Source organism: Nocardioides hankookensis, from assembly GCF_042658885.1.
GTDB classification, from domain to species: domain Bacteria; phylum Actinomycetota; class Actinomycetes; order Propionibacteriales; family Nocardioidaceae; genus Nocardioides; species Nocardioides hankookensis.
Genome location: NZ_JBHSRJ010000004.1, coordinates 599,549 through 625,513, shown reverse-complemented (window position 1 = coordinate 625,513; position 25,965 = coordinate 599,549). Strand labels below are relative to the sequence as shown.

Genomic DNA, 25,965 nt, shown 5'->3' with positions numbered 1-25,965 from the left:
GGGGACAGCCGGTCAGGCGGCGGCCTGCTCCGCGTCGTAGTCGACGAGCACGCGCACGGCGTTGGTGAGCCGGGCCAGCACGTCGGGGTCGGTCAGCACGTCGACCTCGAGGGCCGACTGCGAGACGGTGACGTCCTCGACGACCTTCGCGCCGGCGATCCCGGCGGAGCGGACGGCGTCCGCGTGCGCCCACTGGCCGCCGTACGGCGTGGGGGTCACGCCGACGACGCCGAACGGCTTGCCGACCAGCGCGCCCGCGCCGTACGGCCGCGAGAGCCAGTCGATCGCGTTGCTGAGGACGGCGGGCATCCGGCCGTTGTACTCGGGCGTCACGGCGAGCACCCGGTCGGCGCGCGAGACCTGGTCGCGCAGGCGGGCGGCCGAGGCCGGGATGTCGTCGGGGGTGTCGAGGTCCTGGTTGTAGAACGGGACCTCGCCGAGACCGTCGATGATCTCGATGCTGACGTCCTCGGGTGCCTGGCCACGCAGCACCTCGGCGAGCTGGCGGTTGACGGAGTCGCTGCGGAGGCTGCCGACGAGGACGGCGATCGTGGTGTGAGTCATGACCTGCAAAACGGACCACGGTCCGTTTTCTATTCCGAGGCGCGCCGTGGGCTGGCTCACTAGGCTCGGCCGACGATGTCCGAGCCACACCTGCTCCCGCTCCTCGGCGCTCCCCCGCTGGAGCGCCGCGACGCCGCGCGCAACCGCGAGCGCCTGCTCGACGCGGCCAAGGAGCTCGTCGAGCGCGACGGGGCGCACGCGGTGACGATGGAGGCGGTCGCGACCGCGGCCGGCGTCGGCAAGGGCACGCTCTTCCGCCGGTTCGAGTCCCGGGAGGGGCTGATGGCGGCGGTGCTCGACCACTCCGAGACCGAGTGGCAGGCGCTGGTGATGAGCGGACCGGCTCCGCTCGGTCCGGGCGCGGAGGCGTGGGACCGGCTGCTCGCGTTCGGCCGGACCCGGCTCGAGACCACCCTGCTGCACGCCGACCTGATCCGCGAGGCGGGCCGCTCGGGGGCGCGCGCGTCGGGCGCCTACTCGTTCGCGGCGACCCACGTGCGCTACCTGCTCTCGCAGCTCGGGGTCACCGGCGACGTACCCCTGCTCGCGGTCGCGATCCTGGCGCCGCTGGAGCTCCCGATCCTCGAGCAGGTCTCGCTCGACGGCTTCCCGGTCGACCGCTTCTACGACGGCTGGGTCGACCTGGTCGGCCGCATCGTCACGCCTCCTGGCGCCGCAGCCCGAACGTGACGCCGTCGACGAGCGCACCCCAGGACGCCTCGATGACGTTGGCGCCGACCCCGACCGTCACCCACGACGCCTCGCCGTCGGTGGTCTCGATCAGCACCCGCGTGATGGCGTCGGTGCCGTGGCCCTGGTCGAGGATCCGCACCTTGTAGTCGATCAGCTCGAACTTCGCGACACCCGGGTAGGCCAGGCCGATCGCCTCGCGCAGCGCCTGGTCGAGGGCGTTGACCGGACCGTTGCCCTCGCCGGTCTGCACGTAGCGGACGCCGTCGGCCTTCAGCTTCACGGTCGCCTCCGAGACGGCGTCGTCACCGGGGCGCGTCTCGGTGATGACCCGCCACGACTCGACCTCGAAGTACGACGGCCGGGTGCCCTCGACCTCCTCGACGAGGAGCAGCTCGAACGACGCGTCGGCCGCCTCGAAGGTGAAGCCCCTGTTCTCGAGCACCTTGACCCGCTCGGTGATCCGGGTGACCAGCTCCCGGTCTCCGGACAGGTCGAAGCCGAGCTCGCGGCCCTTGAGCTCGATCGAGGCGCGACCGGCCATGTCGGAGACCAGCAGCCTCATGTCGTTGCCGACGCCCGACGGGTCCATGTGCTGGTAGAGGTCCGGGTCGACCTTGATCGCGCTCGCGTGCAGGCCGGCCTTGTGGGTGAAGGCCGAGCTGCCGACGTACGGCTGCCGCGACGCGGGCGGGAAGTTGGTGACCTCCGCGACCGCGTGCGCGATCCGGGTCGCCTCGCCGAGCAGGCCCTGCGGCAGCACCCGCTTGTCCAGCTTGAGCTCGAGGTTCGCGACCACGGAGACGAGGTCGGCGTTGCCGGTGCGCTCGCCGTACCCGTTGATGGTGCCCTGCACGTGCGTCGCGCCGGCGTCGACGGCGGCCAGCGTGTTGGCGACCGCGCAGCCGGTGTCGTTGTGGCAGTGGATGCCGACCCGGACCTGGGCGTTCTCCCGGACGTCGTGGACGACGTCGGCGACCCAGCCGGGCAGCATCCCGCCGTTGGTGTCGCAGAGCGCGATCACCTCGGCGCCCGCGTCGTACGCCGTGCGCAGCACCTCGAGCGCGTAGTCGCGGTTGGCGCGGTAGCCGTCGAAGAAGTGCTCGGCGTCGAGGAAGACCGTCTGCCCCTCCTCGCGCAGGTGGGTGACGGTGTCGCGGATCATCGCGAGGTTCTCCTCGAGCGTGGTCCGCAGCGCCAGCTCGACGTGCCGGTCGTGCGACTTCGCCACCAGCGTCACGACGCCCGCGCTGCTGTCCCGGAGCGCCGCGACCAACGGGTCGTCGGCCGCCCGCACCCCGGCCCGCCGGGTGGCTCCGAAGGCGGCCAGCCGGGCGTTGCGCAGGTCGAGCTCGGCGGCCGCACGACGGAAGAACTCGGTGTCCTTGGGGTTGGCGCCGGGCCACCCGCCCTCGATGTACCCGACCCCCAGGTCGTCGAGCTGGCGCGCGATCGACAGCTTGTCGGCGACGGAGAGGCTCAGCCCCTCCTGCTGCGCGCCGTCACGCAGGGTGGTGTCGTAGACGTGGAAGTCGCCGTGCAGGTCCATCGGTTCTCTCTCACTGACTCATCTGCGGGCACAAAAAAACCTCTCGGAGTACGAGAGGTCGGCGCGTCGGGTTCCCGGTCGGGAGCGGCGACGCGCTACGAAATAATGATGACGCTGTGATGCACGTCGCCATCGTGCCACGGCGATCGCGTCATCGACCAGGCATCTCGACATGTGGCTCACCGCCGGCGGGGTCCCAGCTCGCGCCGGAGAGGTCCGCACGGAAGCCCAGGACGCCGGCCCCGAGCAGCACCACGACGAGGGCGACCACCCACCGACGCGGCTTCGCCGCGAGCGGGTTGACGACCCAGCCGACCGGCCCACGCAGCCGGGACCCGCCCGGTCCCCACCACAGCGAGCCGGCGAGCACCAGTCCGCAGACGAAGAGCGCCAGCTCGACGCCGGTCGCGATCGCGTAGCAGATCAGTGCCGCCGCCGACGCGAGCCCGAGCGCCCAGAGGCCGAGCAGCACCGCGCCCGGGATCGACTGCACCAGGTGCCACGGAGCGGCGACGAGCAGCTGCACGCCGTCGTACCACTTGCGGCCGCGGAACTGCCGCCGCTGGCCGTGCGCCGAGGCCGCCAGCGAGATGCTGCGGGTCAGCCACGTCACGACCAGCAGGAGCGTCACCGTCAGCCAGGGGTACGCCGCGGCGCCGGCCCCGGCTGCCAGCCCGAGCGCCCCGAGCAGGCTGCCGCGCCGGAGGCGGTCGGCCGTCGGCACGGGCGGCTCCTGCCACTCGCTCGTCGACCACTCGCCCGGCGCGAGCTCGGTCGCCCCCTCGGGCGGGAGCGCGAGCGTGAACGGCTCGGGGGAGTTGTGGCCGGGCCAGACGTCGGTCTCGTCGTCGGCGCCGGCCTGCGACGCGAGGGCGAGCGGGACCGTGTAGGGGTCGTGCTCGACCGCGGCCGGCGGAGCGACCGGGGGCGCGTCGCGGCGGGTGGTCAGCGGCCGCAGCCAGGCGAGGATCTGCGGGAGCGTGGGCCGGTGGTGCGGCTCCGGGTCGAGCGCGGACGCGACCACCTGGCGCAGGTCGTCGGGCAGGCCGGTCAGGTCGAACTGGCCGCGCCGGACCCGGTCCATGATCGCCATCGAGGGGCCTCGGCCGAACGGCGGGTGCCCGATGCCGGCGTACGCGACGGTCGCCGCCCACGAGTGCACGTCGGAGGCGGCCGTGGCGTCCTCGCCGTACAGGATCTCGGGGGCCAGGTAGCCCGGCGTGCCGAGCAGCCAGCCAGTGTGGGTGAGCTTGGGGTCGTCGGCGACCCGGGCCAGCCCGAAGTCGATGAGGATCGGGGTGCGGCCCTCCATCAGCACGTTGGACGGCTTGACGTCGCGGTGGAGCACCCCGACGGCGTGCACGGAGGTGATGCCCTCGGCGAGCCCGGCGGCGAACCAGTAGAGGTCCGGGCCCTCGATCGGGCCCTCCTCGACGATCAGGTCGTGCAGCGAGAGCCCGGGCACGTAGCGGGTCGCGACGTACGGCACCGGGGCCCACGGGTCGGCGTCGACGATCCCCGCGACCCACGGGCTGGTGACCCGCTTGAGCGAGGAGACCTCGCGCGCCAGCCGGTGGCGGGCCTCGTCGTCGCCGACGATGTGCGGCCGGAGCACCTTGAGCGCCACCCGGTCCCCGTCGCCCCGCCGAGCCAGGTGCACGACGCCCATCCCGCCCTCGCCGAGCTTGGTCAGCAGGGTGTACCCGCCGACGGTCGACCGCCCGGTCGAGCCGTCGGGCGAGGGGGACGTCGTCACGGCCCGAGGTTACCTGCGGGCAGGCCGGTTGCCCGGGAGGTGAGCACCCGCTGCCTCTGCGAGCCGGACTGCAAGTAAGGTAAGGCTTACCTGCCACTCCCTGAAGGAACCCATGTCCACCACCACCCCGCGTCCGGCCGCGCCGACCGCAGCTCCGCCGGCGTTGCGCCGCGGCTCCGTCCGCGGCCTCGTCGTGCTGGTCCTGCTCCTGGTGGTCGCCGGGCTGGCCAGCCTGGCGATCGGGAGCCGGCCGATCTCGCTCGGCACGGTGATCGACGTGCTCTTCCACCCCGACGGGTCGGACGCCTCGACCATCGTGCACGACCTGCGCATCCCCCGCACGGTCCTGGCGCTCGCCGTGGGCATCTCGCTGGGCATCGCCGGGGCACTGATGCAGGGCCACACGCGCAACCCGTTGGCCGACCCGGGGCTGCTCGGCGTCGAGGCCGGCGCGGCGTTCGCCGTGGTGATCGGCATCTACGTCTTCGGCGTCCATGACCTGACGGGCTACGCCTGGTTCTCGCTCGCCGGCGCGGGTCTCGCGGCCGCCGCCGTGTTCGCGATCGGCTCGACCAAGGGCGGACCCGACCCGGTCTCGCTGGTGCTGGCCGGCACGGCCGTCAGCGCGCTGCTGATCTCACTCACCCAGGCGGTGATCCTGCGCGACATCGACACCCTGGACGCCTACCGGTTCTGGGCGGTCGGGTCGGTGTCCGGGCGCGGCATGGACGTCTTCTGGCAGGTGCTGCCCTTCATGGTCACCGGCCTGGTGCTGGCCGCGATGAGCGGCTCCACCCTCAACCTGCTCCAGCTCGGCGACGACGTCGCCGCGTCGCTGGGGCTGCACCCGATGCGGCACAAGATCATCGGCGTGCTCGGCGTGATGATGCTGACCGGTGCCGCGACCGCGGCCTGTGGCCCGATCGGGTTCGTCGGGCTGGTCGTGCCCCACGTCGCGCGGCACTTCGGCGGCGTCGACTACCGCTGGGTGATCCCCTACTCCGGCCTGATCGGCGGTCTGCTGGTCATCGGCGCCGACATCATCGGCCGGGTCGTGGTCCGCCCCGGCGAGCTCCAGGTCGGCATCGTGATGGCGCTGATCGGCGGCCCGATCTTCATCTACCTCGTCCGCCGGACCCGGATGGTGCGGATATGAGCACGCTGACGCGCGAGAAGCCGCGCTACTCCCCCACGCTCAGCACCCCGCTGCGGGTCGGCCCGTTCTCCTGGCTGGTCCCGATGCGGGCCGGGCTCGTGGTCGTCGGCGCCCTGCTGGTGCTGGCCGCGCTGGTCGCCCTCGACCTGTCGATGGGCGACTTCCAGATCCCAGTGGCCGACGTCGTCCGCACCCTGCTCGGCGGCGGCGACCCGGGCCAGCGGTTCATCGTGACGGAGCTGCGGCTCCCGCAGACCCTGGTGGCGATCCTGGTCGGCGCCGCCCTCGGCCTCGCCGGCGCCCTGACCCAGACGTTCGCCCGCAACCCGCTCGCCAGCCCCGACATCCTCGGCGTCACCGAGGGCGCGGCCCTCGGCGCGGTCGGCGTCATCGTCCTCTCGGGAGCCTCGGGGTACGGCGGCGGCCTGGTCGCCGGCACCCTCCAGACCGTCGGGCTGCCGGTCGCGGCGTTCGCCGGCGCGCTCCTCACCGCCGTGCTCCTCTACGGCCTCTCGTGGCGGCGCGGGATCGACGGCCAGCGGCTGGTGCTGATCGGCATCGGCCTCAGCTTCGCCCTGTCGGCGGGCACGTCGTGGCTCCTGGTGAAGGCACGGATCCAGGACGCGGCGAGCGCCCAGGTCTGGCTCAACGGCTCCCTCAACGGACGCGGCTGGGAGCAGGCGACGCCGCTGCTGTGGACCCTCGCCGTGCTCGTGCCGGTCGCGATCCTGCTCGCCCGCTCGCTCAACGCGCTCCAGCTCGGCGACGACTCGGCACGCGGCCTCGGCGTACGCCTCCAGCTCACCCAGCTGATGACGTTGGTCGCGGCCGTCGGCCTGGTCGCGGTCTCGGTCTCCGCCGTCGGACCGCTCGAGTTCGTCGCCTTCGTCGTGCCGCAGATCGCGCTGCGGCTGACCGCTGGCTCCCGCCCGCCGATGCTCGCCTCGATGGTGCTCGGCGCGTGCCTGGTGGTCGGCGCGGACTTCGTGACCCGCGTGGTCATCCCGTTCCCGCTCCCGGCCGGACTGGTCACGGCGGCCATCGGCGCGCCGTACCTGATCTGGCTGCTGCTCCGCCGAAACCGGAAGGTCTCCGCATGACTCCCGCCACCAGCACCCGACTGCGCACCGACTCCGTCACCGTCGGGTACGGCGCCGACCCGGTCGTCCGCGACCTCTCGATCTCGCTCGCCGACGGCAAGGTGACGACCATCGTCGGCCCCAACGGGTGCGGCAAGTCCACCCTGCTGCGGACCATGGCGCGGCTGCTGAAGCCGACGAGCGGATCGGTCCACCTCGACGGCACCCCCCTGACCGAGCTGCACACCCGCGACGTCGCCCGCACGATGGCGCTGCTGCCGCAGAGCCCGATCGCCCCCGACGGCCTGCTGGTGCGCGACCTGGTGGGTCGCGGCCGGCACCCGCACCAGCGCTGGTTCAGCCAGTGGTCGCCCGAGGACGAGCGGATCGTCGACGCGGCGCTGGAGATGACGGACACCGCCGACCTGCGCGACCGCCCGCTCGACCAGCTCTCCGGCGGCCAGCGCCAGCGCGCGTGGATCGCGATGACGCTCGCCCAGGACACCGACCTGCTCCTGCTCGACGAGCCCACGACGTACCTCGACCTCGCCCACCAGGTGGAGGTCCTCGACCTGGTCACCCGACTCAACCGCGAGCGCAGCCGCACGGTGGTGATGGTCCTCCACGACCTCAACCTCGCCGCCCGCTACAGCGACGTGATCGTGGTGATGAAGGACGGCGTCATCGTCACCGAGGGCACGCCGCACGAGGTGTTCACGCCCGCCCTGCTGCTCGAGACCTTCGGGCTCGATGCCGACGTGCTGCCCGATCCACGCACCGGCCTCCCGATCGTCGTCCCCACCTCCTCGGCCGCCACGGTCGAGGTGTCCCCCACCACCGATCAGAAAGAGCTCGCCGATGCGCCGAACTCCTGACCGCTCCCACTCCCTGGGCAGGCGCCGCCTGCTGGCCGGCGGCGTCGCCCTGGCGACCGCCCTCGTCCTGGCCGCCTGCGGAAGTGACGGCGGCGACGCCCCCGCCGCTGGCAGCAGCGCCACCCCGAGCTCCGGCCCGTGGTCCTACACCGACGACCTCGGCCAGACCGTCGAGCTCGACAAGACGCCGGTGCGGATCGCGGCGTACGGCGACGCGGCTGCGGCCCTGTGGCACTTCGGGATCACGCCGGTCGCGATCTTCACCTGGATGGCCCCGCAGGACGACTCGATGTTCGACGACTTCGACCTGTCCCAGACCGAGGTCGTCGGCGAGACGTACGGCGAGATCAGCCTCGAGAAGCTCGCCGCGGCGAAGCCCGACCTCATCGTCGCGACGTCGTACGACGGCGACACCCCCGACGAGATGTACGGGTTCAAGGACAAGGCCCAGCTGGCCAAGATCAAGGAGATCGCGCCCGTCGTCGCCGTCGCCCAGGTCGGCTCGATGAAGGACGTCATCGAGACCAACGAGGAGCTGGTCACCTCCCTCGGGGTCGACACCGGCGAGGGCAGCCAGGTCGCCGAGGACAAGGCCGCCTTCGAGGCGGCGTCGGACGACCTGGCCGAGGCCGCGAAGAGCGGGCTCTCGGTGATCCCGATGTACGCGGACGGGGACGGCCTCTACCTCGCCAAGGCACCCGACGACCCGGCGCTGAAGTACTACCAGGACCTGGGCGTGAACTTCACGAAGATCGGCGGCAAGGACTACTACTGGGAGATCCTCAGCTGGGAGAACGCCGACCGCTACGAGGCCGACGTGCTCCTCAACGCCACACGCAACTCCTACTCCATCGAGCAGCTCGGCGAGCAGCCGACGTTCGCCCGGCTCGCTGCGTTCAAGGCCGGCCAGGTCCACGACTGGGACACCTCGTCGATGGACTACCCGTCGCAGACGAAGTACATGGAGGAGCTGGCCGGCTGGCTCGGCTCCGACCAGGACGTCGCCTCCTGACGGTCCGTCAGGCCCACGGGTCCTCGCGCCGCCACACGGTCGGGAAGTGCACCGTCACTCCCGACCGGGTGGCGAGCTCGTCGAGGACCCGCATCGTGACGTCGAGGTCGTCGCCGAGGTAGGGCAGCGCCCGCAGGTCGCGGTCCAGCGGTCGGAAGAAGTCGTCCCAGTGCGTCAGCACCACGCGTCGCGCACCCACGGCCTCGACCGTCTCGGTCCAGTAGGTGCGGATGTAGTCCTCGCTCTGGACGCCGAGCTGGCCGATGCCGAGGTAGGCGACGTCGGCGCGTCGACCTGCCAGCGAGCCCTCGACGTACCCCGCGCTCCCCTGGAGCAGCGCGGTCGCACCGCTCGCGTGCTCGACCAGGATCGACCAGGCCTCGCCGCACTTGTAGGCACCTGCCTTCACCGGCGGCACGACCGGCTCGGTGATCTCGCCCGGGAACCGGTCCGGCGGGCAGTGGTGCGACTCGACCAGGGTGAGCGTGAACGCGCCGTACGACATCGGCTCGCCGGGCGTCGCCACCCGGATCCGGTCCGCGGGCAGGCCGTGGCCGCGCCCGACGTACGCCGTGGACTCGCCGCCGACCAGGTCGGCGCCGGTGCGGTCGGCGACCACCGCGGAGTCCATCGCGTGGTCGAAGTGCGAGTGCACCGGGACCACCGCCGCGAGCCGGTCCACGCCGACCCGCGCCAGCACGGCGCCGATGCGCTCGACGTCCGGCGCGACCTTGCCGAGCGCGACCTTCGCCAGGCCGGGGCGCGAGAAGAACCCGTCGGTCATCAGCCGGGTCTCGCCGTCGTCGAGCAGCAGGCTCGCGACGCCGAGGAAGGTCACGCCGAGCGGCCCGTCCGCGGGCGGGACGTCGAAACGGGCGGCGTACCTGCCGATGTCGGGACGACCGAGCTTGAGACGCATGGGGCGAGCATGACAGGAGCCCGGCTCTCCGTGACGAGCGCCGGGCTCCTGCCTGTTGTCCGCTGAGGTTGTGGCGACGACGGCGGACAAGTTTCTGGGCTATGCCGCCGGGCTGGGCACCTCGGTCTTCGGGTCGCCGTCGGCCGCGGCCGCGAGCATCGGCAGGTAGCGCTCGAGGGTGTAGGGGATGCTCAGCGGGGTCACGAAGCTGTGGGCGACGTAGAAGGACCCGTCGGCCTCCGAGATGTCCATCCAGCGCCCCTCCTTGCCGGCCGTCGTGCCCTGGAAGAGGGTGTCGACCTGCTTGACCGACGCCAGGTCGAACCAGACCGCGACGCCGACGTCGCCGAGGTCCGAGGCCCGCTCCGCGCTCACCGAGACACCGAACTCGCTGTCGTCGGCGTCGGTGATCAGCGAGTGCAGGTCGAAGCCGAGGTCCGTCAGCAGCCGCGAGCGCGGGTCCTCGGGCCCGTAGAGGAAGAGGCCCTCGTACGGCGTGGCGACGGCGGCGGTCTGTCCCTTGAACTCCGGGTGCGTGGCGGCCCCGTCGGCGATCAGCTGCTTCGCGCCGTCGATCAGCTCCTGCGCGGCCTTCGGCTGGCCGATCGCGGTGCCGAGCATGAGCGCGGCCTCCTCCCACGGGGTGCCGTAGTCGGCGTAGTCGCCGTTCTGCGCGACGACCGGCACGCCGAGGCCGGACAGCTTCTTGTAGTCCTGCTCGGTCAGGCCGGAGTAGGCACCGATGATCAGGTCGGGCGCCAGCGAGGCGACCTTCTCCAGCTCGACGCCGTTGGTGTCCTTGAGCACGGTGGGCAGCTCGGCGTCGCCGAGGTAGTCCTGCGCCCACGGGTAGACGCCCTGGAGCTTCTCGTCGCCGAACCAGTAGGTGATGCCGACCGGGACCACGCCGAGCGCCATCAGGGTGTCCTGGTCGGTCAGCCCGAGGCAGACCACCCGCTCGGGGGCCTTCTCGATCGTCGTCTCGCCGTACTTGTGCTTGATCGTGACCGGGAAGGCGCCCTCCTCGGGACCGCCGGAGGCGGCCGGGCTCGAGCTGCCGGAGCCGGCCGTGCCGCCCTCGCTGTCGCTGCCGCAGGCCGCGAGGACGGGCGCGACGGCAAGGACGGAGAGGCCGGCGAGGAAACGGCGGCGGGTGGGGTTCATCGTGCTCCTTGGTGGGGGGTGGTCCGAGACGGGTCAGGACGGGAAGGCTCGGGGTGCCTCGCCGGCGGCCGCCTGCTCGAGCATCGGCGTGAGCTTCTCGAGGACGTAGGCGCGGCTCAGCGGGGTGTCGAAGTAGACGGCGCCCGCGAGGGTGCCGTCGGTGTAGACGGCGCGGTTGTCGTCGACCGCCGGGAGGGACGAGATGGTGCCGAAGTCCTGGAGGGCGTCGAAGCCCTTCTCGTCCTCGGTGGCGAAGACGACCACGTCGGCGTCGATCAGGCCGACGTTCTCGGCCGAGATCTCGGCCTGGGAGCCCGCCGGCGCGTAGTCCTCGAAGCCGGTCGTCATCGTGAAGCCGAGCTGGGTGAGGAAGTCGGTGCTCAGCCCGGGCGGGTAGACGTAGAGGATGCCGTCGTACGGCGCGCCCTGGGAGAACGTCGCGGTCAGGTCCGCCCACTCCGGGTGCTCGGCGGCGACCGCGGCGTAGTCGGCCTCGAGGTCGTCGACGACCTGCTGACCATCTGCCTCGCGGCCCAGGCCGCGCGCGATCTGGAGGACCTGGTCCTGCCACGGCGAGAAGTAGTCGGTGGCGCCCTCGTCGCTGGTGATCGTCGGCGCGATCGCCGACAGCAGCTGGTAGTCCTTCTTCGTCAGGCCCGCGTTGGTGCCGACGATCAGGTCCGGGTCGAGGGCCGCGATCTTCTCGAACTCGAGGCCGTTGTCGGTGTGCAGCACCTCCGGGTGCGCGCCGTCGAGCAGGTCGTGGGCCCACGGCCAGGTGGCGTCCGGCTGCTCGCCGTACCACTCGGTCACGCCGACCGGGACGACCCCGAGCTGGAGCAGCACGTCCTGCTCGGTGACCCCCACGCTGACGACCCGCTTCGGCTCGGCGCGCACCACCGTCTCGCCGTACTTGTGCTCGACGGTGACGGGGAAGACCGATCCGGCGGCCACGTCGTCGTCCGCGCCGAGGCCGCCGTCGGACTCCGACGAACCACACGCCGTGACCAGCAACGGCAGTGCCAGCACGGCGGTGACGACCAGGGAACGCAGGCGCATCGGAGGCTCTCCTTGTTAGGTGAGCCTTACCTTAGCGTTACTCGATCCGGGCGCGCCACCGGGGTCCGAGCCCTGGTACGCCGAAGGGTGGTTTCGAGGCTCGGGCCTAGCGGCCCTCGCACCTCAACCACCGACCAGACCACCGCACGATGGTTGAGGTGCGAGCGCAGCGACCACCGCACGATGGTTGAGGTGCGAGCGGAGCGAGCCTCGAAACCACCCAGCGATCAGACGATGCGGTGCATCCAGCCGAAGGTGTCCTCGGCGCGGCCGAACTGGACGTCCACGAGCTGCTGGCGGATCCGGCGCCAGAGGTCGCCCCCACCGTCGGGCGTCGGCACCGAGCCGCCGTCCCACTTGAGCTCACCGACCGGCGTGATCACCGCGGCCGTGCCGCAGGCGAAGATCTCGGTGATCTCGCCGCTCGCGACGCCCTCGCGCCACTCGTCGATGGAGAACTTCCGCTCCTCGACCTGGTGGCCCATCTTGCCCGCGAGCTCGATGATGCTGGCGCGGGTGATGCCCTCGAGGATGGTGCCGGTCTCGGGGGTGACGATGTGGCCGTCGGCGTGCACGAAGTACATGTTCATGCCGCCGAGCTCCTCGACGTACTTGCCCTCCTGGCCGTCGAGGAAGACGACCTGGTCGCAGCCGTGCAGGCTCGCCTCCTGCTGCGCGACGAGCGAGCTGGCGTAGTTCCCACCGGTCTTGGCGGCACCCATGCCGCCGCGGCCGGCGCGCGTGTACTCCTCGGTGAGCCAGAGGCTGACCGGCTTCACGCCGCCCTTGAAGTACGCGCCGGCGGGGCTGGCGATCACCATGAAGGTGACGTGCTGCGCCGGCCGCACGCCGAGGAACGCCTCGGACGCGAACATGAACGGTCGCAGGTAGAGGCTCTTCTCCCCCGCCGCGTCCGGGACCCAGCGCTGGTCGACGGCGACCAGCGCGTCGACGGCCTGCACGAAGTCGTCGACCGGCAGCACGGGCAGCGCGAGCCGGTGGCTGGAGCGCACCATCCGCGCGGCGTTCTCCTCCGGCCGGAAGGACCAGATCGAGCCGTCCTCGTGGCGGTAGGCCTTCATGCCCTCGAACGTCTCCTGCGCGTAGTGCAGGACCGCGGTCGCCGGGTCCAGGCTGAGCGGGCCGTAGGGCTCGATCCGGCCGCCGTGCCAGCCGGCGTCCGGCGTCCACTCGATCGTGAGCATGTGGTCGGTGAAGTGGTTGCCGAAGCCGGGGTTCTCGAGGATCTCCGCGAGCCGGGCGTCGTCGACGGTCGTGGTCGACGGGGTCGTGCTGATCTCCATGGGTGACAACTTAGTAGGCCTTCCTACGAAATGCAGATGGCCGGGCACACCAAGAGGTGCCCGGCCGTCTGGAGGATCGGACGAGGGGCGTCAGCCGGCTACTCGGGCGGCGATGGCGTCGCCGACCTCGGAGGTACGACGTGCCGTGCCCGGCTCGCGGGCGGCCAGGTCCTCGATCACCGCGGTCTCGATGGCCGCGGCGGCGTCGGCGTGCCCGAGGTGGTCGAGCAGCAGGGACGCGGAGAGGACGGCGGCGGTGGGGTCGGCCTTCTGCTGGCCCGCGATGTCGGGCGCGGAGCCGTGGACCGGCTCGAACATGGAGGGGGCCGTCCGGTCGGGGTTGACGTTGCCGGAGGCTGCCAGGCCGATGCCGCCGGTGATCGCGGCGGCGAGGTCGGTGATGATGTCGCCGAAGAGGTTGTCGGTGACGATCACGTCGAAGCGCGCCGGGTCGGTGGTCATGAAGATCATCGCCGCGTCGATGTGCATGTAGTCGGTCGTGACGTCGGGGTACTCCGCCGCGACCTCCTGGAACAGCCGCCACCACACGGAGCCGGCGTTCACGAGGACGTTGGTCTTGTGGACCAGGGTGAGCTTCTTGCGCGGTCGCCGCTGCGCCCGGGCGAAGGCGTCGCGGACGACGCGCTCCACACCGAACGCGGTGTTGACCGACACCTCGGTGGCGACCTCGGCCGGCGTACCGACGCGCAGGGCGCCGCCGTTGCCGGTGTACGGGCCCTCGGTGCCCTCGCGGACCACCACGAAGTCGACCTCGCCGGGGTCGGCGAGCGGCGACGTCGACCCCGGGAAGATCCGGGACGGCCGCAGGTTGACGTAGTGGTCGAGCTCGAAGCGAAGCCTGAGCAGCAGCCCGCGCTCGAGGATGCCCGGGGGGAGGTTCGGGTCGTTGGGCTTGCCACCGACCGCGCCGAGGAGGATGGCGTCGTGCTCGCGGATCTCGCCGAGCACGGAGTCGGGCAGCACCTCGCCGGTGGCGAGGTAGCGCTCGGCGCCGAGGTCGTAGCGGGTCTGCTCGAACTTCACGCCGGCGGGCGACGCGACCTCGAGCACCTTGAGGGCCTCGGAGGTCACCTCCTGCCCGATGCCGTCGCCGGGGATGACGGCGAGCCTGATCGTGCCGGTGCCAGTGCCAGTGCCGGTGTCGTTCGAGGAAGTCATGGGCCGGAGACTAGTTGTCGTCGGGGCGCTGGCCGCCGTTGTCCCGCAGGTCGAGCGAAGCCTGGACGGCCTGGCTGATGTTCTCGTGGCTGCGCGGGTTGTCGGGGTGGTGCTGGGCCGGTCCCCACTCGGGGTACATGTCGTACATCGGTCTGCTCTCTCTCGTGTGTGTTCGTCAGGTGGTGCCGCACGGTCTCGGTACACCTGGAACGAAGATGACCCGTTGCAAGAGAGCAATCGGCTCGTGGATCACACGAGTTGAGAGGGAAACCATCAGAAGCGGGTTGCGCCGTACTGCTGGGCGCTCCATCGCGGCGGAGGCATCTTCGATCCAGATGTATCGAGAGGCCGTCAACGCCGAATCACCGCGGCGAGGTGGCCTCTCTCAGGCCTCGCCGCGGTATTCGATAAGTACGAAGACGCTCCGCATGGTGGAACCACCGTACGGCGCCCTCCCGCGATCGGTCAGCCGATTTCACAGAGTGTTCGGCATGCGAGACAGTCGTCCCGCGATGAAAGACTCGCAGGCATGAGTGCTCCCCCGGACCTTCCCGAGATCGTGCAGCGCGCGTTCGACGTCTCCCGCAAGGCCGGCTACGCCTCGTTCTGTCGCAACGAGACCGGCCGCCTGCTGGCCACCCTGGCCGCGACCCGCACCGGGACAATGGCCGAGTTCGGCACCGGCTGCGGCGTCGGCACGGCGTGGCTGCGCTCCGGTGTACGCGGCGACGCCACGATCCTCAGCGCCGAGCTGGACGCCAAGCTCGCCGACGCTGCCGCCGTCATCTTCGAGGACGACCCGCAGGTGGAGGTGCGCTCGGCCGACTGGTCGACGCTGCTCGACCAGGGACCGTTCTCGCTGCTCTTCCTCGACTCGGGCGAGCCGACCGAGGTCAGCGTCGACTCGATCGCGGACCTGATGGAGCCGGGCGGGCTGGTCGTGCTCGACGACTTCAACCCCTGCGAGATGTGGCCCCCGGTCACCTACGGCCGCGTCGACACCCTGCGCGAGCAGTGGCTCACCGACGACCGCTTCACCGCCGTCGAGGTGATGGTCGCCCCCGACGCGTCCGTCGTCATCGCGACGCGGCGGTAGAGCAGCTACTCCCCGTCGGCGGCGCGGCGTACGACGATCCGGGTCCAGGCGCCGACGTAGATGCGGTCGTCGTCGGAGATCTCCTGCTTCTGGCCCGGCGTGAGCGGGGTGGTGGGCAGGCCACCGACGTTGCCGCCGACGTAGGTGCCGTTGGAGGAGCCCAAGTCCTCGACGAACCAGCGGGTGCCGTCGGTGGTGAGCTGGGCGTGCCGGCGGCTGATGCCGTTGTCGGAGGACAGGTCGATGTCGGGCGTGATGTTGCGGCTGCGCGACAGGCGGCCGATCAGGATCGAGGTGTTCTTGAGGGGTACGACGAGGGGCAGGCCCGGCGACGGGAGCGGGTCGGTGGACTTCTGGTCGACGTACCAGTCGGGGTCGATCCAGATCTCCGCGACCCACTTCTCGGTCAGCGGGGGCGACGGGTTCGCCGACGCCTCGGGAGCCGCCGGCGTGGGCGTCGTGGGCGCGGCGGCCGGGCGCGGCATCGACCCGGTGGTGAAGTCGTAGCCGCAGGCCTCGCAGAAGAGCGCGTTGGCCGGGTTGACCGCCGAGCAGTTGGGACAGGTGCCGCTGGCGGCCGCCTCGACGGTCGTCGCCGGCTCGGTCGGCGCAGGAGCCGCGGCGGCGTCCATGGCGATGCCGCAGGTGTCGCAGTAGTCGGTGGCCGTCGTCTCGTGCCCGGCGGGACAGGTGCTCACTTCTTGATCCGGGTGGTCTTGGTCGACGCGGTGTCGAGCGCCATCTCGTCGGCCTTGGCGACCGCCGCCTTGAGCCGGACCGTGCCTTCCTTCTCGTCGTCGATGTCGACCACCTTGCGCAGCTTGGAGGTCGCCTCGTCGTTGCCGGTCTCGGCGGCGAGCTGGACGGCCCGGCCGAGCTTGGTCGTGGCGGTCCGCTCGTCGCCGACGGCCTTGGCGGCCAGCCCCTCCTGGATCATCGAGGCGAGCTCGGTCTGGCCCGTGTAGTGGGCGACCTGCTGGTCGATGCGCGCGGTCAGCTCGGAGTTGCTCGACCAGGTGGCCTTGACCAGGCCCTGGGCCACGACGTCGGCGCCGATCGCGAGCTGTACCCGGGCCGCGAGCTGCTCCTGGCCGATCGCCTTCGCCGCGACGCGTACGGCGACGTGGTAGTCGCGCGACTCGTCGGCCCAGGCACCGGTGGGGTAGCCGCCGGTGAGGGGGTTGACCTCGACCCGGCGGTCGGTGAGGTCCTCGACCGACGGCGAGACCTGGCGGACGAAGAGGACCTGGGCGCCCTGCGGCGCCCACACCCGCAGCTGCGCGTCGGCGACGCCGCGCGCCATCGAGGCGCGCATCATCTCCTGGAACTGGGCCTGCATCTGGCTGGGCTCCGGGATGATGTCGACCGTCCCGAGCAGTGCCTGGGAGATCCGGCGGAGCTCGGGGACCACCCAGTCGGTGCCGGCGCCGCGACAGTCGCACTGGAAGAATCCGGTGGCCCGGCCGATCGCGCTGTCGAGGGCTCCCGGACGCTCCCGGTTCTCACCGTCGGTCAGCAGGATCGCGTGCCGCTGGGTCACCTCGGGCACCGAGGTGAAGATGGTGCCGGCGAGGTCGAGCCAGGTGCTCATCGCCGTACCGCCCGCACCGCTGAAGCGGCCGATCGCCTCGCTCGCCGCCTCACGGGCGTTGGAGTCCATCGGCACCATGCCGGGCCCGGACGCCACCGGTGGGAAGACCAGCTCGGCGTGGTCGGAGCCCGAGATGATCGCGAACCAGGTGCCGTCCACGATCTCGGCGAGTGCCGCCTGGGCGGCCTGCTTGGCGGCCGCCATCGTCTCGGGGCCCATCGAGCCGGAGGTGTCGACGATGATGATCTCGCCGGCCGCTCCCCCGCCCGTCTGGCCGGCGGTGCCGGCCCCGGAGCAGGTCACGGTCACGATCGCGTTGACGTCGGTGCCTCCGTCCGGGAGGAACTCGTTCTGGTAGACGCTGGCGGTGAACTCAGCCATCGGACTCCTCCTGGTGGTCGAGCGCGGGTGCGCTGGCATTCTGCCCTGAAACCCTGGCGACGGCGGCGGTGATGTTGTCGCGCCCGCCCTGGGCGTTGGCGAACGCGACCAGGGCGAGGGCGAGGTCGAGCGGCTCGCTCGTCCCGGCGGCGGTGACCTGGGCGGCGAGGGCGTCGGGCTCGGACGCGTAGTTCCAGAGCCCGTCGGAGCAGGCGACGACCCACCCGGGTGCGGTGATCTCGAGCTGCCCGGTCCGCGGCGTGACGTCGGGGGCGTCGCGGCCGAGCCACTTGGTGATGGCGTGCGCCTGGGGCGAGTTCTCGGCGACCTCGCGGGGTACGCCGGCCTCCATCTGCTGCTGGGCGGCCGAGTCGTCGACCGTCAGCTGGACGGCCGGACCGCCGTCGGGCACCCAGTAGACCCGGGAGTCGCCGATGTTGGCGTAGGCGAGCAGGCTCCGCTCGACGACCGCGACCGCGAAGGTCGCCGACGCCGGGTTGGGCGAGGCCGGGTCGGTCACCTGGACGACCGCGGCGTTGGCCGCCGCGGCAGCCGCCCCGAAGACCTGCGTGATCGCGCCGGTCCGGCTCGCCGGCGTACCCATCCCCTGCGGGAACGGCGTCCGCAGCGCCTCGCGCGCGGCCTTGGCGCCGGCCAGCGACGCGACGTCGGAGTCGATGGAGTTGGAGACGCCGTCGAGGACGACGAGCACGGCCCGCTCCCCCGGAGCCTCCGAGGCGAGCAGCGCCATCGCGTCCTCGTTGCGACTGTGGACGATGCCGCGGTCGCAGACGCCGGCGACCCAGGACGCCGGCGTCTCACGGAAGTGGTCCCGCTCGGTCGGCGCCTTCGCCCCGCAGGTCTCGCAGTAGCCGTCGGGACCGACCGTGCCCTGGCAGACCAGGCACGGCCGCGGGCCGGTGTCGACCAGGGCGTCGGTCGGCTTGCGCCGCGTCGGCGCGCTGATCGGGCTGAGCTCGTCGAGCGCGTCCGCGGCGACGGGCGCCGCCGGGGCGGCGTTGTCGAGCGGGCTCCCGCAGCTCTCGCAGAACCTCGCGCCCGCGGCGGCGACCGCGCCGCAGGACGGGCAGGTGGTGTCGGTCATGTCAGCGTCCAGCTCCGTACGGCGTTGGCCTGGTTGACGAGTGCGACCCGGTCCTCGACGACCGTGGCATCGCGGGCCAACGAGCGGAAGGCCTTCTCGAGACCGTCGCGCAGCCCGTCCTCGGTCGCGGTGTAGCTCCCCAGCGTCGGCGCGGGCCCGCCGGCCGCCTTCCCGTCGGTCACCACCTCGAGCGCCTGGGTCAGGATCCGCACCGTGTAGCGCTGCCGGGCGGCGCCGTCCATCGACACGGACTCGATGCTGCGCATCGCCTGGTCGAGCACGGCGAGGTCGTGGCCACTGCCGGCGAGCAGCAGCTCGGCACGCAGCTGGCGGCTCTCCGGGTAGCCGCGGCTGGTCGACGGCACCATGTCGAGCGCGGCGACCGCGCCCTGGGTGTCGTTGCGGGCCCCGCGCACCCGGGAGAGGCCGAACGCCGCGGGAGCGACGTACGTCGCGTCCGTCGCGACGCAGGTCAGGTAGAGCCCCTCGGCGACGTCGGGCAACCCGCCGCGTTCACAGGCGATGGCCAGGGCGAGCTTGGGGGCCAGCTCGCCCGGCACCTGCTGGTAGACCGCGTTGAACGACGACTGCGCCGAGGCCCAGTCCTGCTCCTGCATCGCGGCGAGCCCGTCGATCCAGACCGCCCGCCAGTCCCAGGGGTCCTGGGCGAGCAGCTCGTCGGCGAACGCGTGGGCGTGGGCCGGGTCCTGGAGCTCGAGCGCGGCGTGCGCCCGGGCGAGCAGCACCTCGGCCGAGGCTTCCGGGGCGGCCTCGAGGTCCTTCAGCCGCTGCGCCGGGTCGTCGCTGCCGACGCTGGCGAGCCACGCGTGCTGGGCGTCGGTGGTGTCCGGACGCAGGGCGGGCAGCTCGGCCCAGCCGAGCACCGACGCGGACGCCGCCGGTGCCTGGAAGAGCACCGAGGCCGCAGAGGTGAGCGCCGTGCCCGCGGTGCGCGCCGCCACGACCTCGCGCAGCACGCCCAGGAGCTGGCCGCGCAGCTCGTCGGCGGAGGCGAAGCGGTCGGCCGGGTCGGCGGCGCAGCACTTGGCGATCAGGTGGTAGAGCGAGTCGTGCTGGGCGAAGAGCGGCGTCGACTCGGGCGGCGGCAGCGTGTGCAGGTAGGTGCCCTGGTAGCCGCGGAACTCCATGCAGAGCACCACCAGCGTCCGGCCGATCGTGTAGATGTCGCTGGCCACGCTCGGCCCGACCTCGGCGACCTCGGGGGCCTGGTAGCCGACCGTGCCGTAGATCGCGGAGTCCTCGTCGTCGATGCGGCGTACGCCGCCGAGGTCGATCAGCTTCACCGCGTCGCCGACCTGGATCAGGTTGTCGGGCTTGAAGTCGCAGTAGACGAGGCCGAGGTCGTGGAGGTACTGGAACGCCGGCAGCACCTCGAGGATGAAGGCCAGCGCCTGGTCGACCGGCAGCGCGTTGTAGTCGCCGTTGTTGTCGCTCATCCGCTGCTTGAGGATCTGCTTGAGCGACTTGCCGCCGACGTACTCCATGACGATGTAGCCGGCGCCCTCGTGGGTCACGAAGTTGTAGATCTCGACGATCAGCGGGTGCTCGACCTGGGCCAGGAACTGCTGCTCGGCGATCGCGGCAGCGAGCGCGTCGGGGTCGCCGGAGTTGAGCAGGCCCTTGAGCACCACCCAACGGTTGGAGACGTTGCGGTCCTTGGCGAGGTAGATCCAGCCCAGGCCGCCGTGCGCGATGGCGCCGGCCACCTCGTACTGCCCGCCCACCAGGTCCCCGGCCTGGAGCTTGGGCGTGAACGAGAACTCCTGCCCGCACTGGGGGCAGAAGCCCTCGGTGCGTCCCGGCCGGCCGTCGATGCTGCGCCCGATCGCGTTGCCGCACTTCGAGCAGCTCCGCTTGCTCTCGGGCACCTCCGGGTGCGGGTTGATCGCCTTGCTCGCGTCGACGGTCGGCGCCGGCGGCACCACGGTCAGCCCGGCGCCGAGCCGGGCCGCGCGCACCCGTTGGGATCCGGTGCGGGTACGCCGGGTGGACGACGTGCCGGTCGACTGCGCGAGCCGCGAGCCGATGGCGGCGGACTGCACCCGGCTCGCCGAGGTCGCCACCGAGGCGTCGCCGCCCGACAGCGGCTGCGCCTGGTGGGCGACGCTGACCGCGGGCGAGCCGCACACGTCGCAGTAGCCGTCGAGGATCGAGCCGGTGCAGCCCGGCTGCCCGCACGTCGTGCCGTCGGCCGAGGTCGCCGGCGCCGCTGCCGCTGCCGCTGCGGCGGACGCCGCCGCCCCCGGCTCCGCCGCCATGCCGCAGACGTCGCAGTAGCCGTCGGCGATGGTGCCGCTGCAACCGGGCTGGGTGCACTTCATGCGGACTCCTCCTGTGAGCTGGCCGTGTGGTCGACCCACGTCTGGTAGGTGCTGACGAGCTGACGGCACACGGCCATCGGCGCCGGCTCGCGGGCCAGCACCTCGCGTGCGCGGCGTTCGCTGTCGGCCAGGTCGGGCCGGTCGGCGACGCCCAGGGCACCGGCCTTCGCGACGTACGCCTCGAGCAGGTCGAGGAGCTGGGTGCGCTCGGCGAGCGCGTCGGCGTACTTCTGCTGCGCGAGCGTCAGCGCCTGCGAGACCCGGTCGAGACGGGTGAGGTACGGCGCCAGCGCCTCCGGCGTGTTGGGGATCGGGCCGAGCGCCTCGACGTCGGGAACGGCGTAGCGCGGCGACGGATCGACGGTGCGGACGCAGGTCGCCGCCAGCGCGCTCAGCGCCTCGGCGCGGGCCAGCAGGTCGGCGCGCAGCTCGCGCGCCGAGGCTAGCTGGTCGCGGGCGTCGCGGCGCCGCGCGTTGCCGACGATCAGGTCGCGCTCGAACGTCGAGGCGTCCGCCTCCAGCGGTCCCAGCAGCCCGCCCACGTCGGCACCTCGCTGGGCCCGCTCGGTGACGTCTCCCAGCCGCTGGAGCAGTCCGGCGAGCCGGTCGACGGGCTGGTCCCGCGCGATCGCCGGCTCCAGCCCGACCTGGTCGCGGACCCGCTCGAGCTGGGCGCGGAGCTCCTTGATCTGGGCCGCGGCGGCGTCGGCGCCCGGCACCAGGGACAGCGTCGCGCGCAGCTGCGCGGCCAGTGCGTCGGACAGCCGGCACGCCTCAGGGACCGAGACGGCGCCCGTCGTACCGTCCAGGCGACCCCAGGCCAGCGTGGTGATCCGCGCCCGCTCGGCCTCCCCCACCCGGCCGCCGTCCCACGTGGCCCACATCAGCTGCCAGCGGTCGGACACGGCCTTCCAGAGCGAGAGCGCCAACGCCATGTCGGACGCGACCTCCCCGCCACGGTTGGCCGCGAGCGCGGCGGCGTCGAGCTCGTCCAGCTCGAGCCTGCGCGCGCGCACCCACGCGTCCAGGTCGTCCAGGTAGCCCTGGAGGACGATCGGCTCCGGCGCCGTGCCGAGCGCGCCGGGAGGGGTGGGGGCAGCGCTCATCGGCCGTAGACCGGGCTCGGCTGGGTGGCGGGCGCCTTGAGCGAGGGCTGCAGCCACTTCTTGTACGACGCCTGCCACGACCCGTCGGCGTTCATGTCCTCGAGCACGCCGTTGATGAACCGCACGAGCTGGACGTTGTCGGCGTTGACCCCGATGCCGTAGGGCTCGTCGGTCAGGGCCTCACCGGTGAGCACCTCGGCGTACGGGTCCTGGGCGGCCAGGCCCGCGAGCACCGTGTCGTCGCCGGTGATCGCGTCGGTCTCGCCGTTCTGGAACTTCAGCAGGCACCCGGTGTGGTTGCCGGCCGACACCGGGATCGCGTCGGGAGCGATCTCCTGGATGTTGTCGAGGCTGGTCGTGCCGGCGGGCGCGCACACACGCTTGCCGGACAGGTCGGCGACGCTGCGGATGCCGGAGCCCTTCGCGACCAGGACCTTCTGGCCGGAGTGGAAGTACTCCGCCGAGAACGCGATCTGGTCCCAGCGCGCGCAGTTGATCGTCATGTTGCGGGCGACGACGTCGAGGTCCCCCGACTGGAGGAGCGGGATCCGGTCGGCCGCGGAGATCACCCGGAGCTGGACGTGGCCCTGCGCCGTGCCGAAGATCGCGGCGGCGATCTGGTTCACCATGTCGATGTCGAAGCCCTCGATCACTCCCGTGAACGGGTTGCGCGAGCCGAGCAGGTAGCTGTCCGCCGAGACACCGGCGCGCAGGAAGCCGCGCTTCTGGATGTCGGTCAGCGACGAGGCCGGCACCCCTCCGGGCGGAGGCGCGTAGGACCGGGTCGGGTTGCCGGTGTCGGTGCACGGGGTCGACGACGCCGGCGCAGCGGGCTCCGGCACGACGGCCTTCGGGATCGGCGTGTCCGAGTAGCCGCACCCGGCCAGCACGGCCACGGCGGCGACCGCCACCAGCAGACGGCGCTTCACAGGTACTCCCTCCGTCGCAGCCCGATGCCCCAGACCGCGAGCCCCGCCGCAGAGATGCCCAGCAGCAGCGTCACCATGCCGAGCACGAGGATGCCGGTGTTGCCGCTGCGCAGGGCGTCGGCCGTCGCGGCGCCGGAGGTGCTGATGATCTCCTGGGACCGGGCGTCGAAGGCGTCGAGCTTGGCGGTCGACCCGTCCTCGTCGGTGGTCGTCGACAGCTGCACCGCGGCGTCGTACTGGCCCTTCTGGTCGAGGTCGACGATCTGCTGATGGACCGTCGCGTAGTCGTCCCACAGCGGGCGGGTCTGCCGGGAGGCGTTGTCCTCGACCACCCCGGCCGCGGTGTCCCAGCGGTCCTCGTAGACCTGGCCGGAGCCACGGGAGATCAGCCGGAGGCTCTCGTTGGCCTTGGCGTCGTTGGCCGCGGTGCGCGCCGTCGACTCGTGGAAGGACGTGCTGTAGTCGCCGTCGCGCAGGTCCGCGTTGCCGCTCGCCTGGACGGCCGCGACGACGAACCCGACCAGCGTCAGGGCGGCCACCGTGATGGCGGCGGCCGCGATGCCGAGGTTGATCCGGCGCCGGAAACGCTGCGCCAGCTGGCGGTTGACCCAGAAGAGGAGCGCCAGCGCGACCAGGCCGGGCAGCAGGATCAGGAACGGGTGCTGCGCGCCGAGCTCGTCCTCGGCGCGCTCGGCGTTCGCGGCGACGAGCGCCTGGGCGATCGGGATCGCGGAGCCCTCGACGCTCGTGTCGCGCAGGCCGGTGGACGCGGTCCGGAGGTACTCCGCACCCACCGGGAAGCCCTGACGGTTGTTGGCGCGGGCCTGCGCGATCGTCGCGTTGTAGTCGGTGACCGCGGTGCTCAGCTCGGCCAGCGCCTCGCGGTCGGCGGGCTGGGCCTCGGCCGCCTCGGTGATCTGACGGGTGACCGTCTCGATCGCGTCGTCGTACGCCGCCCGCTGCTCGGCGGGCTCGAGCCCACCGGTGAGGAAGGCGGTGGTGGCGAGGGCGTCGGCGCGGAAGAGCGTGGACTGGATGTTCTGCACCCGGACCAGCTGCTCGGTGTTGTCGGCGGCCGCGCGGTTGGCCTGCCAGGACAGCACCTGGAGGCCGGCGGTCAGGGCTGCGAAGAGGAGGCACGCGAGCACCGCGACCAGCTGCCACCGGTTGAGGAGGCGTGGCGTGTCCTCGGTCCGGACGGCCGGTGGTGACCCCGCGGCCGGTGCCGGTGCCAGCTGTGTCTGGGTCATGCCGTCTCCTCAGCAGGTGGTTCGGCAGGTGGTTCGGCAGGTGGTTCCACGGAGACCTCGAGGTCCTCGGCCACGATCGTGCGCAGCTGCTCGACCGTCGGCGCCTCGATGTCGCGCAACCGCCAGGCGTGACGGCCGATCGCGGCCTCGAGCACGTTGCGCACGTAGCGAGCATTGCCGAAGGAGGAGCCGCGCGGCACCCCTGCGAGGATCTCGCCGAGCCGGGCGACGACGGCGTCGTCGACGTCGTACTCCGCCGAGGTGGCCATCACCCGGAAGATCGCGGCGAGCTCGTCGTCGGTGTAGTCGGCGAAGTCGATGGTGGTGCGGAAGCGGCTCTCGAGGCCGGGGTTCTGCGCGATGAAGACCGCCATCGGGAGCGGGTAGCCCGCGACGATGACGACCAGGTCGTCGCGCTTGTCCTCCATCTCCTTGACGAGCGTGTCGATCGCCTCGGTGCCGTACTGGTCGCCGGAGAGCGAGTAGGCCTCGTCGATGAAGAGGACACCGCCCTCGGCCGACTTCACGACCTCGGCGGTCTTCATGGCGGTCTGGCCGAGGAACCCGGCGACCAGCTCCGAGCGGTCCACCTCGACGAGCTGGCCCTTCGAGAGCAGGCCGAGCGCGCGGTAGATGCCGGCCACCAGGCGCGCCACCGTCGTCTTGCCGGTGCCCGGGTTGCCGTTGAAGATCATGTGCCGCGTGATCGTCGGCGCCTTGAGCCCGGCCTCGGCGCGCAGTCCCTCGACGCGCAGCACGGCCGCCTGGCGGTGGATCTCGGCCTTCACCTCGGTCAGCCCGACCAGCGCGTCGAGCTCCGCGAGCAGCTCCTCGACCGTCTTCGGCTCCGGCTCGGGCTCCTTCTCGGGCACCGGCTCCTGCTCCGGGTCCGGCGGAGGCGGCTGCGCCGCGGCCGGGGGCAGGGTCGGGGCCGCGGGAGGAGCCGGCGCCTCGACCAGCTGGGCCGACGCCGCCGTGGCCGCGTTGCCGACCGCCCGGGAGTTCACCTCGCCCAGGCCGCTCCCCGCGATCGCGACATCGGCGAGCGCGCGGGCGTACGCCGCGGCGTACGGCGAACCCGCCAGCGCGAGGGCGCTCATCGTGGGGGTCGGCGCCGCGCGGTAGCGGCGGCCCTTCGACGCCGCCTCCATGAAGTCCTCGGCACCGCGCCCGCCCTGTCCGCCGCCGGTCTGCTCGACCCAGTCGACGTAGGCGCCGCGCGACGGCTCGGCGACGGTCGCGGCGAGCCGCTCCCCCTCGACTCGCGCCTCGGCGGGGTCGACACCCGCCGTGACGGCCGCGGTCTCGAGTGCGCTGAGGGCCTCCGTGAGGTTCATGCGGGCGGTCCCAACGTCAGGTCCGGGCCGGACGGCGTACCGAACTTGGCCTGCAGGAACATCCCGTGCGCGATCAGGGCCTGCGCGTCGGCGCGGTTGGCCGCGTCGAGGATCTTGTCCATCGTCGAGGCGAGCAGCTCGAGCTGGTCGACCAGCACCATGAGCGAGGTCTTGTAGCCATCGATCGGGCGGGTGTCGGCCCACTCGCGAGGCAGGCGCAGGTAGCCGCCGACGGCCTCGGGCAGGTAGTCGGTCGCGGTGGCCATCACGGAGTAGCTCTCGATGGTCCCGACCCCGAGGTGCCGCAGCTGGGGCAGGGTGTCGCGGATGGTGCGCGCGATCCGCTGCACGCGGGAGGTGACGATCGGCGGCGCGTTGCCCTCGACGAGCATCGCGTTGACCCGGTTGAGCGCGGCCAGGATGTCCTGCTCGGTGGGCGGGGACGGGACGGTCGACCCGGTCGCCTCCTCCTCACCACGAAGGCGACCCAGCCACGTCTTCAGGCTCATCTGGTCGGCGGGC

Annotated in this window: 24 protein-coding genes; 6 read left to right on the top strand and 18 right to left on the bottom strand. The window is 72.2% G+C overall.

Annotated features, from left to right (window positions below):
• Positions 1 to 12: 12 nt before the first annotated feature.
• Complete coding sequence (locus ACFPYL_RS09380; RefSeq protein ID WP_379153229.1) at positions 13 to 564, bottom strand: NAD(P)H-dependent oxidoreductase; 552 nt, start codon at positions 562 to 564, stop codon at positions 13 to 15.
• A gap of 75 nt (positions 565 to 639) precedes the next feature.
• On the opposite strand from ACFPYL_RS09380, the gene ACFPYL_RS09375 reads away from it, so the two are divergent.
• Complete coding sequence (locus ACFPYL_RS09375) at positions 640 to 1,254, top strand: TetR/AcrR family transcriptional regulator (protein WP_379153227.1); 615 nt, start codon at positions 640 to 642, stop codon at positions 1,252 to 1,254.
• On the opposite strand, the gene cimA is transcribed toward ACFPYL_RS09375, so the two are convergent.
• Together cimA and ACFPYL_RS09365 are read right to left on the bottom strand one after the other, a co-directional pair.
• Complete coding sequence (gene cimA / locus ACFPYL_RS09370) at positions 1,223 to 2,803, bottom strand: citramalate synthase (protein WP_379153225.1); 1,581 nt, start codon at positions 2,801 to 2,803, stop codon at positions 1,223 to 1,225. The genes ACFPYL_RS09375 and cimA overlap by 32 nt on opposite strands.
• Before the next feature lie 151 nt (positions 2,804 to 2,954).
• The gene (locus ACFPYL_RS09365; RefSeq protein WP_379153223.1) at positions 2,955 to 4,559 is read right to left on the bottom strand and encodes a serine/threonine-protein kinase; all 1,605 of its coding nucleotides are present in this window, start codon (positions 4,557 to 4,559) and stop codon (positions 2,955 to 2,957) included.
• Between the two features lie 112 nt (positions 4,560 to 4,671).
• On the opposite strand from ACFPYL_RS09365, the gene ACFPYL_RS09360 reads away from it, so the two are divergent.
• From ACFPYL_RS09360 to ACFPYL_RS09345, 4 genes are read left to right on the top strand one after another with little or no spacing between them, the layout of a single operon-like run.
• A complete protein-coding gene (locus ACFPYL_RS09360; RefSeq protein ID WP_379153221.1) occupies positions 4,672 to 5,715 on the top strand; it encodes a FecCD family ABC transporter permease in 1,044 nt (347 codons plus the stop codon).
• Positions 5,712 to 6,815 carry a FecCD family ABC transporter permease gene (locus ACFPYL_RS09355; RefSeq protein ID WP_379153219.1) on the top strand — a complete coding sequence of 368 codons (1,104 nt, stop codon included), beginning with the start codon at positions 5,712 to 5,714 and terminating at the stop codon, positions 6,813 to 6,815. Before ACFPYL_RS09360 ends, ACFPYL_RS09355 begins: the two co-directional genes overlap by 4 nt.
• Complete coding sequence (locus ACFPYL_RS09350) at positions 6,812 to 7,669, top strand: ABC transporter ATP-binding protein (protein ID WP_379153217.1); 858 nt, start codon at positions 6,812 to 6,814, stop codon at positions 7,667 to 7,669. The genes ACFPYL_RS09355 and ACFPYL_RS09350 overlap by 4 nt, the downstream gene beginning before the upstream one ends.
• Positions 7,653 to 8,681 (top strand): ABC transporter substrate-binding protein, encoded by a 1,029-nt coding sequence (locus ACFPYL_RS09345; protein WP_379153215.1) that lies wholly within the window; start codon positions 7,653 to 7,655, stop codon positions 8,679 to 8,681. The genes ACFPYL_RS09350 and ACFPYL_RS09345 overlap by 17 nt, the downstream gene beginning before the upstream one ends.
• Before the next feature lie 7 nt (positions 8,682 to 8,688).
• On the opposite strand, the gene ACFPYL_RS09340 is transcribed toward ACFPYL_RS09345, so the two are convergent.
• The 6 genes from ACFPYL_RS09340 to ACFPYL_RS09315 form a co-directional block, all read right to left on the bottom strand.
• Positions 8,689 to 9,600 carry an MBL fold metallo-hydrolase gene (locus ACFPYL_RS09340; RefSeq protein WP_379153213.1) on the bottom strand — a complete coding sequence of 304 codons (912 nt, stop codon included), beginning with the start codon at positions 9,598 to 9,600 and terminating at the stop codon, positions 8,689 to 8,691.
• A gap of 99 nt (positions 9,601 to 9,699) precedes the next feature.
• Positions 9,700 to 10,764, bottom strand: a complete 1,065-nt coding sequence (locus tag ACFPYL_RS09335) for an ABC transporter substrate-binding protein (RefSeq protein WP_379153211.1) — start codon at positions 10,762 to 10,764, stop codon at positions 9,700 to 9,702.
• A 33-nt stretch (positions 10,765 to 10,797) separates the two neighbouring features.
• A complete protein-coding gene (locus ACFPYL_RS09330; protein ID WP_379153209.1) occupies positions 10,798 to 11,823 on the bottom strand; it encodes an iron-siderophore ABC transporter substrate-binding protein in 1,026 nt (341 codons plus the stop codon).
• A 227-nt stretch (positions 11,824 to 12,050) separates the two neighbouring features.
• Positions 12,051 to 13,127 carry a branched-chain amino acid aminotransferase gene (locus tag ACFPYL_RS09325; RefSeq protein WP_379153207.1) on the bottom strand — a complete coding sequence of 359 codons (1,077 nt, stop codon included), beginning with the start codon at positions 13,125 to 13,127 and terminating at the stop codon, positions 12,051 to 12,053.
• A gap of 90 nt (positions 13,128 to 13,217) precedes the next feature.
• The gene (locus tag ACFPYL_RS09320) at positions 13,218 to 14,306 is read right to left on the bottom strand and encodes a 3-isopropylmalate dehydrogenase (RefSeq protein ID WP_379153205.1); all 1,089 of its coding nucleotides are present in this window, start codon (positions 14,304 to 14,306) and stop codon (positions 13,218 to 13,220) included.
• 10 nt (positions 14,307 to 14,316) lie between these two features.
• Complete coding sequence (locus ACFPYL_RS09315) at positions 14,317 to 14,454, bottom strand: hypothetical protein (protein ID WP_156390915.1); 138 nt, start codon at positions 14,452 to 14,454, stop codon at positions 14,317 to 14,319.
• Between the two features lie 381 nt (positions 14,455 to 14,835).
• Between ACFPYL_RS09315 and ACFPYL_RS09310 the strand changes: the two genes are divergently transcribed.
• Positions 14,836 to 15,402, top strand: coding sequence for an O-methyltransferase (locus ACFPYL_RS09310; protein WP_379153203.1), 567 nt, complete (start codon positions 14,836 to 14,838; stop codon positions 15,400 to 15,402).
• A gap of 5 nt (positions 15,403 to 15,407) precedes the next feature.
• Here ACFPYL_RS09310 and ACFPYL_RS09305 read toward each other — a convergent pair whose 3' ends face one another.
• The 9 genes from ACFPYL_RS09305 to ACFPYL_RS09265 are packed head-to-tail and all read right to left on the bottom strand — an operon-like array spanning position 15,408 to position 25,952.
• Positions 15,408 to 16,100, bottom strand: a complete 693-nt coding sequence (locus ACFPYL_RS09305; protein ID WP_379153201.1) for an FHA domain-containing protein — start codon at positions 16,098 to 16,100, stop codon at positions 15,408 to 15,410.
• Positions 16,097 to 17,374, bottom strand: a complete 1,278-nt coding sequence (locus ACFPYL_RS09300) for a vWA domain-containing protein (protein ID WP_379153199.1) — start codon at positions 17,372 to 17,374, stop codon at positions 16,097 to 16,099. The genes ACFPYL_RS09305 and ACFPYL_RS09300 overlap by 4 nt, the downstream gene beginning before the upstream one ends.
• Entirely contained in the window at positions 17,367 to 18,479 is a 1,113-nt protein-coding gene (locus tag ACFPYL_RS09295; protein WP_379153197.1) for a protein phosphatase 2C domain-containing protein, read from the bottom strand. Before ACFPYL_RS09295 ends, ACFPYL_RS09300 begins: the two co-directional genes overlap by 8 nt.
• Positions 18,476 to 20,821: a tetratricopeptide repeat protein gene (locus ACFPYL_RS09290; protein WP_379153195.1), complete on the bottom strand. Its 2,346-nt coding sequence runs from the start codon at positions 20,819 to 20,821 to the stop codon at positions 18,476 to 18,478. The genes ACFPYL_RS09295 and ACFPYL_RS09290 overlap by 4 nt, the downstream gene beginning before the upstream one ends.
• Complete coding sequence (locus ACFPYL_RS09285) at positions 20,818 to 21,927, bottom strand: hypothetical protein (protein WP_379153193.1); 1,110 nt, start codon at positions 21,925 to 21,927, stop codon at positions 20,818 to 20,820. The genes ACFPYL_RS09290 and ACFPYL_RS09285 overlap by 4 nt, the downstream gene beginning before the upstream one ends.
• Entirely contained in the window at positions 21,924 to 22,856 is a 933-nt protein-coding gene (locus tag ACFPYL_RS09280) for a glutamate ABC transporter substrate-binding protein (RefSeq protein WP_379153191.1), read from the bottom strand. The genes ACFPYL_RS09285 and ACFPYL_RS09280 overlap by 4 nt, the downstream gene beginning before the upstream one ends.
• Complete coding sequence (locus tag ACFPYL_RS09275) at positions 22,853 to 24,106, bottom strand: hypothetical protein (protein ID WP_379153189.1); 1,254 nt, start codon at positions 24,104 to 24,106, stop codon at positions 22,853 to 22,855. The genes ACFPYL_RS09280 and ACFPYL_RS09275 overlap by 4 nt, the downstream gene beginning before the upstream one ends.
• Complete coding sequence (locus tag ACFPYL_RS09270; RefSeq protein WP_379153187.1) at positions 24,103 to 25,443, bottom strand: AAA family ATPase; 1,341 nt, start codon at positions 25,441 to 25,443, stop codon at positions 24,103 to 24,105. The genes ACFPYL_RS09275 and ACFPYL_RS09270 overlap by 4 nt, the downstream gene beginning before the upstream one ends.
• Complete coding sequence (locus ACFPYL_RS09265; protein WP_379153185.1) at positions 25,440 to 25,952, bottom strand: hypothetical protein; 513 nt, start codon at positions 25,950 to 25,952, stop codon at positions 25,440 to 25,442. Before ACFPYL_RS09265 ends, ACFPYL_RS09270 begins: the two co-directional genes overlap by 4 nt.
• Positions 25,953 to 25,965: the final 13 nt, after the last annotated feature.

Excerpts from the sequence above, each read along its gene's own strand:
- ACFPYL_RS09380 (WP_379153229.1), bottom strand. The coding sequence starts at position 564 with ATGACTCACACCACGATCGCCGTCCTCGTCGGCAGCCTCCGCAGCGAC.
- ACFPYL_RS09375 (WP_379153227.1), top strand. The coding sequence starts at position 640 with ATGTCCGAGCCACACCTGCTCCCGCTCCTCGGCGCTCCCCCGCTGGAG.
- cimA (WP_379153225.1), bottom strand. The coding sequence starts at position 2,803 with ATGGACCTGCACGGCGACTTCCACGTCTACGACACCACCCTGCGTGAC.
- ACFPYL_RS09360 (WP_379153221.1), top strand. The coding sequence starts at position 4,672 with ATGTCCACCACCACCCCGCGTCCGGCCGCGCCGACCGCAGCTCCGCCG.
- ACFPYL_RS09355 (WP_379153219.1), top strand. The coding sequence starts at position 5,712 with ATGAGCACGCTGACGCGCGAGAAGCCGCGCTACTCCCCCACGCTCAGC.
- ACFPYL_RS09350 (WP_379153217.1), top strand. The coding sequence starts at position 6,812 with ATGACTCCCGCCACCAGCACCCGACTGCGCACCGACTCCGTCACCGTC.
- ACFPYL_RS09345 (WP_379153215.1), top strand. The coding sequence starts at position 7,653 with ATGCGCCGAACTCCTGACCGCTCCCACTCCCTGGGCAGGCGCCGCCTG.
- ACFPYL_RS09340 (WP_379153213.1), bottom strand. The coding sequence starts at position 9,600 with ATGCGTCTCAAGCTCGGTCGTCCCGACATCGGCAGGTACGCCGCCCGT.
- ACFPYL_RS09335 (WP_379153211.1), bottom strand. The coding sequence starts at position 10,764 with ATGAACCCCACCCGCCGCCGTTTCCTCGCCGGCCTCTCCGTCCTTGCC.
- ACFPYL_RS09330 (WP_379153209.1), bottom strand. The coding sequence starts at position 11,823 with ATGCGCCTGCGTTCCCTGGTCGTCACCGCCGTGCTGGCACTGCCGTTG.
- ACFPYL_RS09325 (WP_379153207.1), bottom strand. The coding sequence starts at position 13,127 with ATGGAGATCAGCACGACCCCGTCGACCACGACCGTCGACGACGCCCGG.
- ACFPYL_RS09320 (WP_379153205.1), bottom strand. The coding sequence starts at position 14,306 with ATGACTTCCTCGAACGACACCGGCACTGGCACTGGCACCGGCACGATC.
- ACFPYL_RS09315 (WP_156390915.1), bottom strand. The coding sequence starts at position 14,454 with ATGTACGACATGTACCCCGAGTGGGGACCGGCCCAGCACCACCCCGAC.
- ACFPYL_RS09310 (WP_379153203.1), top strand. The coding sequence starts at position 14,836 with ATGAGTGCTCCCCCGGACCTTCCCGAGATCGTGCAGCGCGCGTTCGAC.
- ACFPYL_RS09300 (WP_379153199.1), bottom strand. The coding sequence starts at position 17,374 with ATGGCTGAGTTCACCGCCAGCGTCTACCAGAACGAGTTCCTCCCGGAC.
- ACFPYL_RS09295 (WP_379153197.1), bottom strand. The coding sequence starts at position 18,479 with ATGACCGACACCACCTGCCCGTCCTGCGGCGCGGTCGCCGCCGCGGGC.
- ACFPYL_RS09290 (WP_379153195.1), bottom strand. The coding sequence starts at position 20,821 with ATGAAGTGCACCCAGCCCGGTTGCAGCGGCACCATCGCCGACGGCTAC.
- ACFPYL_RS09285 (WP_379153193.1), bottom strand. The coding sequence starts at position 21,927 with ATGAGCGCTGCCCCCACCCCTCCCGGCGCGCTCGGCACGGCGCCGGAG.
- ACFPYL_RS09275 (WP_379153189.1), bottom strand. The coding sequence starts at position 24,106 with ATGACCCAGACACAGCTGGCACCGGCACCGGCCGCGGGGTCACCACCG.
- ACFPYL_RS09270 (WP_379153187.1), bottom strand. The coding sequence starts at position 25,443 with ATGAACCTCACGGAGGCCCTCAGCGCACTCGAGACCGCGGCCGTCACG.
- ACFPYL_RS09265 (WP_379153185.1), bottom strand. The coding sequence starts at position 25,952 with ATGAGCCTGAAGACGTGGCTGGGTCGCCTTCGTGGTGAGGAGGAGGCG.